Here is a 12,672-nt window from a genome sequence, read left to right on the forward strand (position 1 = left end):
GGGAGTCGACTTCTTTTGCCGCGCGTCTTGTCACCGCGCGGCGTGGATCAGGTCTGCGCCATGTCCACGAACCGCGAGTAGTGGCCCTGGAAGGCGACGGTGATCGTCGCCGTCGGGCCGTTTCGGTGCTTGGCCACGATCAGGTCCGCCTCGCCCGCGCGGGGCGACTCCTTCTCGTAGGCGTCCTCGCGGTGCAGCAGGATGACCATGTCGGCGTCCTGCTCGATGGAACCGGACTCACGCAGGTCGGAGACCATCGGCTTCTTGTCCGTGCGCTGCTCGGGGCCTCGGTTCAGCTGGGAGAGCGCGATGACCGGGATCTCCAGTTCCTTGGCGAGCAGCTTGAGGTTACGGGACATGTCCGAGACCTCCTGCTGACGGCTCTCCGCCCGCTTGGACCCGCCGGACTGCATCAGCTGGAGGTAGTCGATGACGACCAGCCGCAGGTCGTTGCGCTGCTTGAGGCGACGGCACTTCGCGCGGATCTCCATCATCGACAGGTTCGGGGAGTCGTCGATGTAGAGCGGAGCGGCGGAGACGTCCGGCATCCGCCGGGCCAGACGCGTCCAGTCGTCGTCCGTCATCGTGCCGGAGCGCATGTGGTGCAGGGCGACCCGTGCCTCGGCGGACAGCAGGCGCATCGCGATCTCGTTGCGCCCCATCTCGAGGGAGAAGATCACGCTCGGCAGGTTGTTCTTGATCGAGGCCGCGCGGGCGAAGTCGAGCGCCAGCGTCGACTTACCCATGGCGGGACGTGCGGCGATGACGATCATCTGGCCGGGGTGCAGACCGTTGGTGAGCGAGTCGAAGTCCGTGAACCCTGTGGGCACGCCGGTCATCTCGCCGCTGCGCGAGCCGATCGCCTCGATCTCGTCGAGCGCGCCCTCCATGATGTCGCCGAGCGGCAGGTAGTCCTCACTGGTGCGCTGCTCGGTGACGGCGTAGATCTCAGCCTGGGCGCGGTTGACGATCTCGTCCACGTCGTCGTCGGCCGCGTATCCCATCTGCGTGATCCGCGTGCCCGCCTCGACCAGGCGGCGCAGGACCGCACGCTCGTGGACGATCTCCGCGTAGTAGGCCGCGTTGGCCGCCGTGGGCACCGTCTGGACGAGGGTGTGCAGATAGGAGGCCCCGCCGACCTTGTTGATCTCGCCGCGCTTGGTGAGCTCGGCCGCGATCGTGATCGGGTCGGCCGGCTCGCCCTTGGCGTAGACGTCGAGGACGGCCTGGTAGATCGTCTCGTGCGCCGGCTTGTAGAAGTCGTGGCCCTTGAGGATCTCGACGACATCGGCGATGGCGTCCTTGGACAGCAGCATGCCGCCGAGGACGGACTGCTCGGCCTCGATGTCCTGGGGGGGCACCCGCTCGAACGACGTGCCCGAGCCGCCGTCCCACACCCCGTTGTCCGGACCGCGCTCGTGCTGTTCCTCGCGGGCCCGGGCGCCGTCGCCCCGTCGGCGGGAGGAGGGCAGACGATCACTGGGCCCGCTGTCGGCCCACGGGTCGTCCAAGGGCTCGGAAATGCTCACCGAGCCACCTCCTCCCGTCCGCCGCAGCAGACCTCACCGTGCCTCTCTGTTCTACGGCACGGCACTGACAAATGAGAGGCCCAACTCCGGTTGACCAGCGCCGGTTTTGTGGCGTTTCGAAAACCGGCGGACGGAGCGGGCGCCGGACCACGGTAGGCCTCTCGGCACCGTCAGCCAATCTGGTTATCCACAGGCCATGTGGACGACGGCCCAGATGCTGTGGAGAACTCGGCCAAACCTGTGCACGACCCGGTGGACAGGCCTGTGAACAAGCAGCACCCCAACCTAAAGAGCCCTCTCTGACCTGCATCTTTGCCATCCACCGGCTGTGCAGAAGAAAAACTTCCCCAACCGGCGCAAGATCGCTGCGAAAGGTGCACAGCAGTGCGCGTCCCCGAACGGAAAGTAAGGGTCACAAAAGCTTTGCATCTCTTACCTGTGGACGATTAGATTGGTGCGCATGACACAGGCCCCCGCGCGCCGCCGAGACGGCCGCAGACAGCACGACCGAGAGATCGTCGCGCTGGCCGTGCCGGCCTTCGGCGCACTCGTCGCCGAGCCCCTCTTCCTGCTGGCCGACACCGCCATCGTCGGCCATCTGGGCACGGCCCAGCTCGCCGGTCTCGGTGTCGCCTCGGCCTTGCTGATGACCGCCGTCAGCGTCTTCGTCTTCCTCGCCTACGCCACCACGGCGGCGGTCGCCCGCCGCGTCGGCGCGGGTGATCTCCAGGCCGCCATCCGTCAGGGCATGGACGGCATCTGGCTGGCGCTGCTCCTCGGCGCCGCCGTCGTGGCCGCCGCCCTGCCCACGGCACCCCACCTCGTGGACCTCTTCGGGGCGTCGGAGGCGGCAGCCCCCTACGCCACCACCTACCTGCGCATCTCCGTGCTCGGCATCCCCGCCATGCTCGTCGTCCTCGCCGCGACCGGCGTTCTGCGCGGACTGCAGGACACCAAAACCCCGCTCTACGTCGCCATCGCCGGATTCATCGCGAACGGTGCCCTCAACGTCGGGCTCGTCTACGGGGCCGACCTGGGGATCGCCGGCTCCGCCTGGGGCACGGTCATAGCGCAGTGCGGGATGGCCGCCGTCTACCTCGTGGTGGTCCTGCGGGGCGCCCGCAAGCATGGTGCCTCGCTGCGTCCGGACGCCGCAGGGATCAGAGCATCCGCGCAGGCGGGTGTGCCCTTGCTCGTCCGCACCCTCTCCCTGAGGGCGATCCTGATGATCGCCACGGCGGTCGCCGCCCGGCTCGGGGACGCCGACATCGCGGCCCACCAGATCATCCTGTCCCTGTGGAGTCTGCTCGCCTTCGCCCTCGACGCCATCGCCATCGCGGGGCAGGCCATCATCGGCCGCTACCTCGGAGCCGGTGACGCCCAGGGCGCCCGTGACGCCTGCCGTCGGATGGTCGAGTGGGGCATCGCCGTCGGGGTTGTCCTCGGCATCCTGGTGGTCATCACCCGCCCGGTGCTCCTGCCCCTGTTCAGCAGCGACCCCGCGGTCAAGGACGTGGCCCTGCCTGCCCTGGTCATCGTCGCCCTCTCCCAGCCGATCTGCGGCATCGTCTTCGTGCTGGACGGGGTGCTGATGGGTGCCGGCGACGGCCCCTATCTCGCCTGGGCAATGCTGCTCACTCTCGCGGTGTTCACCCCGGCAGCTCTGCTGGTGCCGGTGCTGGGCGGCGGGCTCACCGCGCTGTGGGCCACCATGACGCTGATGATGACCGTACGGATGCTGACCCTGTGGCTCCGCAGCCGCTCGGGGCGCTGGATCGTGACGGGCGCGACCCGCTGACCGTTTCACGTGAAACATCGACGGTTTCACGTAACAGTGACGTCCACGGAACGGGCCGTTTCACGTGAAACCGGCTCCGTCGTCCGGAGACGGAATCCAACGCCAGACACGACGATGGGGCCGCACCCCGCAGGGCACGACCCCATCACTCACTGCTTCAGCGAGTGCGGCACTCAGGCCGCGACGACCTCGACGTTGACCTTGGCGGCAACCTCGGGGTGCAGACGCACGGACGTCTCGTGAGCGCCCAGCGTCTTGATCGGCGAGCCCAGCTCGATGCGGCGCTTGTCGACCTCGGGGCCACCGGAAGCCTTGATCGCGGACGCGATGTCGGCCGGGGTGACGGAACCGAAGAGACGACCGGCGTCGCCCGAGCGGACGGCCAGACGGACCTTGACGCCCTCGAGCTGGGCCTTCACCTGGTTGGCCTGCTCGATGGTCTGGATCTCGTGGATCTTGCGAGCACGACGGATCTGCTCGACGTCCTTCTCGCCACCCTTGGTCCAGCGGATCGCGAACTTCCGCGGGATCAGGTAGTTGCGAGCGTAGCCGTCCTTGACGTCGACGACGTCGCCAGCGGCGCCGAGGCCGGAGACCTCGTGGGTGAGGATGATCTTCATGAGTCGGTCACCCTTCCCTTATCGCGCGGTGGACGTGTAGGGCAGCAGCGCCATCTCACGGCTGTTCTTGACGGCCGTGGCGACGTCACGCTGGTGCTGCGTGCAGTTGCCGGTCACGCGGCGGGCACGGATCTTGCCGCGGTCGGAAATGAACTTCCGCAGCATGTTCGTGTCCTTGTAGTCCACGTACGTGACCTTGTCCTTGCAGAAAGCGCAGACCTTCTTCTTCGGCTTGCGCACAGGCGGCTTCGCCATGGTGTATCTCCTGTGTGATCAAGAAGTGTGGGTGCGAACCCGCCCTTAGAAGGGGGGCTCGTCCGAGTAGCCGCCGCCACCGCCGCCGCCGGAGTTTCCACCCCAGCCGCCGCCACCGCCCTGGCTGCCACCGGCGGGAGCGCCGGTCGCCCACGGGTCGTCGGCAGGAGCTCCGCCGCCCTGCTGGCCGCCGCCGGGGCCGCCGCCCCAGCCGCCGCCACCCTGGCCGCCGCCGCTGCCGCCGCCGTAACCGCCCTGGCCACCGCGGCCGCTGGTCTTGGTGACCTTGGCCGTGGCGTTGCGCAGGCTGGCGCCGACTTCCTCGACGTCCAGCTCGTAGACCGTGCGCTTGACACCCTCACGGTCCTCGTAGGACCGCTGCTTCAGCCGGCCCTGCACGATGACGCGCATGCCTCGCTGGAGCGACTCCGCGACGTTCTCCGCCGCCTGACGCCAGACCGAGCAGGTCAGGAACAGGCTCTCGCCGTCCTTCCACTCGTTCGTCTGGCGGTCGAAGGTGCGGGGAGTGGACGCGACACGGAACTTCGCGACGGCCGCACCGGAGGGGGTGAAGCGCAGCTCGGGGTCGTCGACAAGATTGCCGACCACCGTGATGACGGTCTCGCCTGCCATGGGGGAACCTCTCGGCGGGTTTGCTCTGGCTGCTTGCTACTCGAATCCCGGGATCAGCTGAGCGTGGAAGCTCAGTGCATCTCGGGACGGAGGACCTTGGTCCGGAGGACCGACTCGTTCAGGTTCATCTGGCGGTCGAGCTCCTTGACGACCGCAGGCTCGGCCTGCAGGTCGATGACCGAGTAGATGCCCTCGGGCTTCTTCTTGATCTCGTACGCGAGACGACGACGACCCCAGGTGTCGACCTTCTCGACCTTTCCGCCGCCGTCACGGACGACAGAGAGGAAGTTCTCGATCAGCGGGGAGACAGCGCGCTCCTCGACGTCGGGGTCGAGGATGACCATCACCTCGTAGTGACGCATGTGGAACCCACCTCCTTTGGACTCAGCGGCCACGGTCGTTCCGTGGCAGGAGGGTTGTGATGCGTAGGCAACGGTATCGGCCACCACTGACAATCAGGGGATCTGTGGAGAAGCCCTTGCCATGACATGGGCAGACACCGGTGCGGACGGTACACAGTACCCGCACGACGGCTTCCGGTTGAAATCCGGTCGCGAGGGCAGCCAATCTGTACACATCGGGTGTGTATGGCGCTACGATGCGCCGACTTTCGCAGGAGGTGCCCTATGGCACAGGTATTGCGACCCAACGCCGCCGGCGGCCTCTTCGCCACGGACGGCAAGCCCCACCCCCTCCAGGACACGCTGCTCGCGGTGACCCTCGTGCTGGGCCTCACCGCGTTCCTCACGGCGATCATCAGCGACGACCTGCACGTGCTCAGCTCCTGGGCCGGCCTGGTGGGCATTCTCACGGGCGCCTACGGCCAGTGGGTCTCGGAGACGACGCGGGAGCGCTTCGGCCTGATCCTGGGCCTGGGCGCGTCGGGTGTCGGTTTCTTCCTGGGCATGATGCACGGCGGCCTCATCGGCTGACGCCGGAGCACCCCTTCTCGAACAGCGGACGACGCCCCGGCCGTCCTCGGGCCGGGGCGCAGGTTCCGTACGCCCAACCGGCGCGCTCCCACGGCGCAGTAGGCTTCGCGCGAGAGCCGGAGCCCCTGAACCCATGGGGACACACCAGCCCGAGGAGCGCCCCGAATGAGCCTGACCCTGAGGACCATCAGTCGAGAGCAGCATCTGGCCTACATCCAGAGCCTGCCGTCGGCGAGTCACATGCAGGTCCCGGCCTGGGCTGATGTCAAGGCGGAGTGGCGCTCCGAGAACCTCGGCTGGTTCGACGAGCGCACCGGCGAGCTGGTCGGCGTGGGTCTCGTCCTCTACCGGCAGCTTCCCAAGATCAAGCGCTACCTCGCGTACCTGCCCGAGGGCCCGGTCATCAACTGGTTCGCGCCGAATCTGCAGGAGTGGATCGAGCCGATGCTGGCGCACCTGAAGCAGCAGGGTGCCTTCTCGGTGAAGATGGGACCGCCGGTGATCATCCGGCGCTGGGAGGCCACCTCCATCAAGGCGGGCATCCAGAACCCTGACGTGAAGCGGCTGCGGGACATCGAGGCCGACCACATCGAGCCGCGCGCGTTCGAGGTGGCCGACAAGCTGCGCCGCATGGGCTGGCAGCAGGGCGAGGACGGCGGCGCGGGCTTCGGCGACGTCCAGCCGCGCTACGTCTACCAGGTGCCGCTGGCGAACCGTTCCCTGGAAGAGGTCCACAAGAACTTCAACCAGCTGTGGCGCCGCAACATCAAGAAGGCCGAGAAGGCCGGCGTCGAGGTCGTCCAGGGCGGCTACCAGGACCTCGAGGAATGGCAGCGGCTCTACGAGATCACGGCCGTGCGCGACCACTTCCGGCCGCGCCCGCTGTCGTACTTCCAGCGCATGTGGACGGCCCTCAACTCCGAGGACCCCAACCGCATGCGGCTGTACTTCGCGCGGCACAACGGCGTGAACCTGTCGGCGGCGACGATGCTGATCGTCGGCGGACACGTCTGGTACTCCTACGGCGCCTCCGACAACATCGGCCGCGAGGTCCGGCCGTCGAACGCGATGCAGTGGCGGATGCTGCGGGACGCCTACGCGCTCGGGGCGACCGTCTACGACCTGCGCGGCATCTCGGACTCGCTGGACGAGACCGACCACCTCTTCGGCCTGATCCAGTTCAAGGTGGGCACCGGTGGCCAGGCGGCCGAGTACCTCGGCGAGTGGGACTTCCCGCTCAACAAGCTGCTGCACAAGGCGCTCGACATCTACATGTCGCGTCGTTGATGTCCCGTTCAGTGCTTCTATACCTCTGACACACGGCAACCACGAGAAAGGTTCCAGGTCCGGCCATGGCGCTCACGCTCTACGTCGACACCGCGCGCTGGCGGGCGCACCACAAGCACGTGCAGGAGCAGTTCCCCGGCCTCGTGCCGGTCTGCAAGGGCAACGGCTACGGTTTTGGGCACGAGCGGCTGGCGGAGGAGGCCACGCGGCTGGGCTCGGACATCCTCGCCGTCGGCACGACGTACGAAGCCGCCCGGATCAAGGACTGGTTCAGCGGGGACCTGCTGGTGCTGACGCCCTACCGGCGCGGCGAGGAGCCGGTGCCGCTGCCGGACCGGGTGATCCGCTCGGTCTCGTCGATAGACGGTGTGTACGGCCTCGTCGGTGCCCGTGTGGTGATCGAGGTGATGTCCTCGATGAAGCGGCACGGCATCGGTGAGCAGGACCTGGCCCAGCTGCACGCCGCCATCGAGAACGTCCGCCTGGAGGGCTTCGCGCTCCACCTGCCCCTGGACCGTACCGACGGCTCGGACGCGGTCGAGGAGGTCATCGGCTGGATGGACCGGCTCCGCGCGGCCCGGCTGCCGCTGCACACGATGTTCGTCAGCCACCTCAAGGCCGAGGATCTCGTCCGGCTCCAGCAGCAGTTCCCGCAGACCCGGTTCCGTGCCCGCATCGGCACGCGCCTGTGGCTGGGGGACCACGACGCCACCGAGTACCGCGGCGCCGTCCTCGACGTCACGCGCGTCGCCAAGGGCGACCGTTTCGGCTACCGGCAGCAGAAGGCGGCCTCCGACGGCTTCCTGGTGGTGGTGGCGGGCGGAACGTCGCACGGGGTGGGCCTGGAGGCCCCGAAGGCGCTGCACGGCGTCATGCCGCGCGCCAAGGGCGTCGCCCGCGCAGGCCTCGCGACGGTGAACCGGAACCTTTCTCCCTTCGTCTGGGGCGGCAAGCAGCGCTGGTTCGCCGAGCCGCCGCACATGCAGGTGTCGATCCTGTTCGTCCCCGCGGACGCGCCCGAGCCGAAGGTCGGTGAGGAACTGGTGGCCCATCTGCGGCACACCACCACGCAGTTCGACCGGCTCGTGGACCGCTGACCGCCGTGGTTCAGCGAGAAGGCCGTACAGGGTCTCCCTGTACGGCCTTCCGCATGACCGGTCCGGCGTCCGGCGTCGTTCGCTCAGAGCGAACCACCGGCGGCGTCCTGCTTGCCCCACTCGATCGGCGTTCCCGTGGCGTGGGCGTCGTCTGCCTGCCGCCGGGAGCGCGCCGCGGGTCCGAGCACGAAGACGTCCGCGGCACCGTCGAGCACTCCGCCCGAGGGATCGTCGTCGCCGGACCGGCGCACCGGGTCGCGCTCCGGCAGGAAGATGTCGCGCACCACCATCACGCAGAGGTAGAGCGTGCCCAGCAGGTGCAGGGCGATGGCCCAGTGGTAGCCGTCGGTGGGCAGCCCCTTGTGGGCGTCCCCGCTGGTCGTGTACGCGAGGTACAGCCAGATCCCCAGGAAGTACGCCACCTCGCAGGCCTGCCAGATCAGAAAGTCCCGCCACTTGGGCCGGGCGAGGGCGGCCAGGGGCACCAGCCACAGCACGTACTGCGGTGAGTAGACCTTGTTGGTGAGGATGAACGCCGCGACGATCAGAAAGGCGAGCTGGGCGAACCGCGGACGGCGCGGAGCGGTCAGCGCGAGGGCCGCGACACCCGCGCAGCACACCAGCATCAGCAGCGTGGCGAGGGTGTTGACGGTGTCGGTGGCGAGCGGGTCGTCCGAGTTCTGGGCCATGATCAGCCAGAAGGAGCCGAAATCGACGCCCCGTTCCTGGCTGAACGTGTAGAACTTCGACCAGCCTTCGAAGGCGAAGAGCATCACCGGCCCGTTCACGACGATCCAGGCGACGGCCGCGCCGCCCACGGCCGTGGCGAACTCGCGCCATCGGCCGGCGCGCCAGCACAGCACCAGCAGCGGCCCCAGCAGCAGGAAGGGATAGAGCTTGGCGGCCGTGGCGAGCCCCAGCAGGACACCGAAGGCCAGTGAGCGGCCGCGGGACCACATCAGCATCGCCGCGGCCGTCAGAGCGACCGCCAGCAGGTCCCAGTTGATCGTCGCCGTCAGCGCGAAGGCGGGCGCCAGGGCGACCAGCAGCCCGTCCCAGGGACGCCGGGCGTGGGTACGGGTCACGCAGACGGCGATGACGGACGCGCAGACCATGAGCATCCCGGCATTGACCATCCAGTACCACTGCTCCTGGTCCTGGATGGTGCCGCTGCCGGGCGTGAGCCAGGAGGCGACCTCCATGAAGACGCCGGTCAGCACCGGGTACTCCAGGTACTGCATGTCGCCGGGGAGCCGGTCGAAGTACGGCACGAGCCCGTCGGCGAATCCGCGCCCCTGGTAGAGGTGCGGGATGTCCGAGTAGCAGGCGTGCGTGTACTGCGAGCTGGCGCCGAAGAACCAGGCGCCGTTGTAGCAGGGTGCTTTCTGGACCAGGCCGAGGGCGAACATCCCGATCGCCACCATGGCGATCACCCGGACGGGAGTCCACCAGGACGCCCCGAGCAGGGCGCGCCGCCCGAGCGGGCCGCCGATCAGCTCGCTGCCGGCCCGGGCGACCTTGTCCTCCTGGGTCGGCCGCACCAGGTCCGGCTCGTGGACGCTCGCTGGCGTCGTTTCTGCGCTGGGCATGTCGCACATCCTGCCGTACGTGTCCGGAAAAACGTCGAGGGCCGCCGTACCCGAGGGGGTGCGGCGGCCCATGTTTCACGTGAAACAGCGTGTTTCACGTGAAACACCCAAGCCGGGCGATCGTCGGCTATCCGGCAGGGCCTCCGAAGATGCCTCCGTTGCCATTGCCTCTGGTGCTGCCGCCGTCCAGGTTCGTATCGGTCGGCGTGGGCTCGCTACTCGCTCCTCCGTCCGTGCCCCCGTTGTCCTCGCCGCCGTTCTGCCCGCCGTTGTCCTCCTCGTCGCAGCCGAAGAAGCCACAGGTGTCGCTGGGCGTGGGCGACGGCGAGGTCGGCGTCTCGCTCGGGGTCTCGCTCGGGGTCTCGCTCGGCGTCTCACTCGGCGTCTCACTGGGAGTCGGCGTCGGCGACGGGGCGCCCACCGCGTCCTGGACGTCGCCGATCGGCTCGGCCTCGGGGAAGCCGAGGTCGGGCTTGCCCTCGAGCGCGGCCTTCATGTACTCGGTCCACACCAGCGTCGGGACGTCACCACCGTGGATGGACTCCTCGCCCGCCGTGCCGTTCATGGAGAGAAGCTTGGCGCTCTTGGGGTCCTCACGGAACATCGCGACCGAGGTCGACAGCTGCTGCGTGTAACCGACGAACCACGCCGACTTGTTCTCGTCCGTCGTACCGGTCTTGCCGGCCGCCGTACGGCCCAGGGACAGCGCGTTCTTACCCGTACCGTTCTGGATGACGTTCTCCAGGACGTCCGTGACGTTGTTCGCCACGTTCTCGGGCATCGCCTGCGTGATCCTCGGCTTCTCGAAGCCGTCGATTTCCTGACCGTTGAACTTGACGCTGGTCACCGAGTACGGAGCGGCCTGCTTGCCGGCGGCGGCGAACGTCGCGTAGGCATCGGCCATGCGGATCGCGCTGGGGGTGGAGGTACCGAGCGCGAACGACGGGTTGAGCGTGGCGAAGCTGCTGTCCAGGATTCCGGCCTTCTCGGCCACATCCCGCACGTTCCTCATCCCCACGTCCATGCCGAGCTGCACGAACGGCGTGTTGACGGACTGCTCCATCGCCTTGCGCAGGGTGATGTAGCCCCAGGGGCGGGGGCTCTCGTTCTTCTGCAGGAACGGCGTGTTGTCCTTCTTCAGGACGTACGAGCCGTCGTTGTTCAGGACCTTCAGGCGGTCGTTGCCGTTGTACTTGCTCATCGGCGAGAGCGGACCGTCACTGCGGTAGGTCCCGTACTCCATGGCGGCCGCGAGCACGAACGGCTTCCACGTCGAACCGACGGGGACACCCGAGGTGTCCGCGTTGTTGTTGAAGTGGCCGTTCTCGTAGCCGGCGCCGCCGTAGAGGGCGACGATCGCACCGTCCTTGGGCTTCACCGACGCCGCGCCGAACTGGACGTGCTTGTCCCGCTCGCGCTTCTCCGGGTCCAGCTTCTCCTTCTCGATCTTCTTGACGGCCTTGGCCAGGGCCTCGACCTTGCTCTTCTCGAAGGTCGTCCTGATCTGGTAGCCGCCCTGGTCGAACTGCTGCTCCGTGATGTCGGAGTGGTTCAGGACGTACTTCTTGGCCGTGTCCACCAGGTAGCTGATCTGGCCGCTCATGCCCTTGGTGGCCTTACGGCCCTGCGGCGTGGGGTACTCCTTGATCGCTTTCTGGTACTGGGCGTCCGTGAGCTTGTCGTCGTTGTGCATCTGCTCGAGGATCCAGGCCCAGCGCTCCTTGGACCGCTTGAGGTTGTCGTCCTTGTTCGCCGCAGGGTCGAGGCTCTCGTTGCCCGCCGGGTCGTAGTACGTCGGGCCCTTGAGCAGGGCCGCGAGGAAGGCGCACTCGCTCGGCTCGAGTTCGTGGGCGTCCTTGCCGTAGTACGTCTGGGCGGCGGCCTGGATGCCGTAGGCGCCCCGCCCGTAGTACGAGGTGTTGAGGTAGCCCTGGAGGATCTGCTTCTTGCCGAGCTTCGTGCCCACCTTGATGGAGATGAACATCTCCTTGAACTTGCGGGAGACCGTCTGCTCCTGGCTCAGGTACGTGTTCTTCACGAACTGCTGGGTGATCGTCGAACCACCCTGCGTGTCACCGCCCCGGGCCATGTTCGCCAGGGCCCGCGCGATGCCCATGGGGTCGACGCCCGAGTCCTCGTAGAAGGTCTTGTTCTCGGCCGAGATCACGGCGTCCTGCATGGCCTTCGGGATCCGGTCGATCGTGACGTTCTGCCGGTTCTGGCCACTGCCCGTCGCGACCATCTGCTGGCCGTTGGACCAGAGGTAGACGTTGTTCTGCGAACGGGCCGCCGCGTTCTCCTCGGTGGGGACGCCCACCATGGCGTACCCGATGCCCGCCACGGCCACCAGGCTGCCGAAGAAGCCGAGGCACAGGCCGGAGACGAGCTTCCAGGACGGCAGCCAGCGCTGCCAGCCGTATTTGGCGGCCCGCGGATAGTCGATCAGCCGCTTCCTGTCGGACACGGCGCCCGCACGCCCTCGGCCGGCGGCGGCCCCGGCCGCGCCCATGGCTGCGCCACGCCGGCCGCCTCGCGGCGGTTCGGCCGCTCTGCGGCGGCCGCCCCCACTTCTCTGCTGCGCCGCACGCCGGGCCTCGGCACGGCCGCCGTACGCACGCTCCTCACCCCCCGAGCCGTAGGAGTCCGACCCATAGGAGTCGGACGGAGACCCGGTGGCGCCTCGCGGTGCCGCTCGGCGGCCGGAGGACGAGCCGGACTGGCCGCGTCGGGCCGCGGCACGTCCGCCTCCCTGCGGCTGCGGCGGTTTGCGACGGTGCTCGCTCATCGAACGACTACTCCTCGGGCAGGCGCACCCGTGCGCGCCTGGAAACGGCGGCTGGTTTCCGGTCCCCCCGAAGTACGGATGCGGTCGGCTCCGCATTCATCGGTCCCGCATGCACCCGTACTACACCGAAGACCACGACGCTCTCGG

The 12,672-nt window shown here is 68.2% G+C and carries 11 protein-coding genes; 4 read left to right on the plus strand and 7 right to left on the minus strand.

The annotated features are described in order from the left end of the window. Positions 1–47 precede the first annotated feature (47 nt). Positions 48–1,529, minus strand: coding sequence for a replicative DNA helicase (gene dnaB, locus RIN80_RS01895; protein ID WP_309093680.1), 1,482 nt, complete (start codon positions 1,527–1,529; stop codon positions 48–50). A 460-nt stretch (positions 1,530–1,989) separates the two neighbouring features. On the opposite strand from dnaB, the gene RIN80_RS01900 reads away from it, so the two are divergent. Continuing rightward, positions 1,990–3,327, plus strand: coding sequence for an MATE family efflux transporter (locus tag RIN80_RS01900; protein WP_309093681.1), 1,338 nt, complete (start codon positions 1,990–1,992; stop codon positions 3,325–3,327). Between the two features lie 173 nt (positions 3,328–3,500). Here RIN80_RS01900 and rplI read toward each other — a convergent pair whose 3' ends face one another. From rplI to rpsF, 4 genes are all read right to left on the minus strand, one after another. Then, positions 3,501–3,947 (minus strand): 50S ribosomal protein L9, encoded by a 447-nt coding sequence (gene rplI, locus RIN80_RS01905; RefSeq protein ID WP_094054815.1) that lies wholly within the window; start codon positions 3,945–3,947, stop codon positions 3,501–3,503. Positions 3,948–3,965: 18 nt separating this feature from the next. Next, entirely contained in the window at positions 3,966–4,202 is a 237-nt protein-coding gene (gene rpsR, locus RIN80_RS01910; protein ID WP_003949403.1) for a 30S ribosomal protein S18, read from the minus strand. 45 nt (positions 4,203–4,247) lie between these two features. After that, positions 4,248–4,835 (minus strand): single-stranded DNA-binding protein, encoded by a 588-nt coding sequence (locus tag RIN80_RS01915; protein ID WP_309093682.1) that lies wholly within the window; start codon positions 4,833–4,835, stop codon positions 4,248–4,250. Between the two features lie 71 nt (positions 4,836–4,906). Next, a complete protein-coding gene (gene rpsF, locus RIN80_RS01920; RefSeq protein WP_030237450.1) occupies positions 4,907–5,197 on the minus strand; it encodes a 30S ribosomal protein S6 in 291 nt (96 codons plus the stop codon). A gap of 264 nt (positions 5,198–5,461) precedes the next feature. Between rpsF and RIN80_RS01925 the strand changes: the two genes are divergently transcribed. The 3 genes from RIN80_RS01925 (at position 5,462) to RIN80_RS01935 (ending at position 8,151) form a co-directional block, all read left to right on the plus strand. Then, complete coding sequence (locus tag RIN80_RS01925) at positions 5,462–5,767, plus strand: hypothetical protein (protein WP_309093683.1); 306 nt, start codon at positions 5,462–5,464, stop codon at positions 5,765–5,767. Positions 5,768–5,932: 165 nt separating this feature from the next. Then, positions 5,933–7,054 (plus strand): peptidoglycan bridge formation glycyltransferase FemX, encoded by a 1,122-nt coding sequence (femX, locus tag RIN80_RS01930; protein ID WP_309093684.1) that lies wholly within the window; start codon positions 5,933–5,935, stop codon positions 7,052–7,054. A gap of 65 nt (positions 7,055–7,119) precedes the next feature. Further along, a complete protein-coding gene (locus RIN80_RS01935; RefSeq protein WP_309093685.1) occupies positions 7,120–8,151 on the plus strand; it encodes an alanine racemase in 1,032 nt (343 codons plus the stop codon). An 83-nt stretch (positions 8,152–8,234) separates the two neighbouring features. Here the strand turns inward: RIN80_RS01935 and RIN80_RS01940 are convergent, their stop codons facing one another. Then, positions 8,235–9,749 (minus strand): glycosyltransferase 87 family protein, encoded by a 1,515-nt coding sequence (locus RIN80_RS01940; RefSeq protein WP_309093703.1) that lies wholly within the window; start codon positions 9,747–9,749, stop codon positions 8,235–8,237. 118 nt (positions 9,750–9,867) lie between these two features. Continuing rightward, a complete protein-coding gene (locus RIN80_RS01945; RefSeq protein ID WP_309093686.1) occupies positions 9,868–12,525 on the minus strand; it encodes a transglycosylase domain-containing protein in 2,658 nt (885 codons plus the stop codon). Between the last annotated feature and the right edge of the window lie 147 nt (positions 12,526–12,672).

This window comes from Streptomyces sp., assembly GCF_031181705.1.
GTDB lineage: Bacteria > Actinomycetota > Actinomycetes > Streptomycetales > Streptomycetaceae > Streptomyces.

Bases quoted from the DNA above. Each gene is read 5' to 3' on its own strand.
- RIN80_RS01900 (WP_309093681.1), top strand. From the start codon at position 1,990: ATGACACAGGCCCCCGCGCGCCGCCGAGACGGCCGCAGACAGCACGAC.
- rplI (WP_094054815.1), bottom strand. From the start codon at position 3,947: ATGAAGATCATCCTCACCCACGAGGTCTCCGGCCTCGGCGCCGCTGGC.
- rpsR (WP_003949403.1), bottom strand. From the start codon at position 4,202: ATGGCGAAGCCGCCTGTGCGCAAGCCGAAGAAGAAGGTCTGCGCTTTC.
- rpsF (WP_030237450.1), bottom strand. From the start codon at position 5,197: ATGCGTCACTACGAGGTGATGGTCATCCTCGACCCCGACGTCGAGGAG.
- femX (WP_309093684.1), top strand. From the start codon at position 5,933: ATGAGCCTGACCCTGAGGACCATCAGTCGAGAGCAGCATCTGGCCTAC.
- RIN80_RS01925 (WP_309093683.1), top strand. From the start codon at position 5,462: ATGGCACAGGTATTGCGACCCAACGCCGCCGGCGGCCTCTTCGCCACG.
- RIN80_RS01940 (WP_309093703.1), bottom strand. From the start codon at position 9,749: ATGTGCGACATGCCCAGCGCAGAAACGACGCCAGCGAGCGTCCACGAG.
- RIN80_RS01945 (WP_309093686.1), bottom strand. From the start codon at position 12,525: ATGAGCGAGCACCGTCGCAAACCGCCGCAGCCGCAGGGAGGCGGACGT.
- RIN80_RS01935 (WP_309093685.1), top strand. From the start codon at position 7,120: ATGGCGCTCACGCTCTACGTCGACACCGCGCGCTGGCGGGCGCACCAC.
- RIN80_RS01915 (WP_309093682.1), bottom strand. From the start codon at position 4,835: ATGGCAGGCGAGACCGTCATCACGGTGGTCGGCAATCTTGTCGACGAC.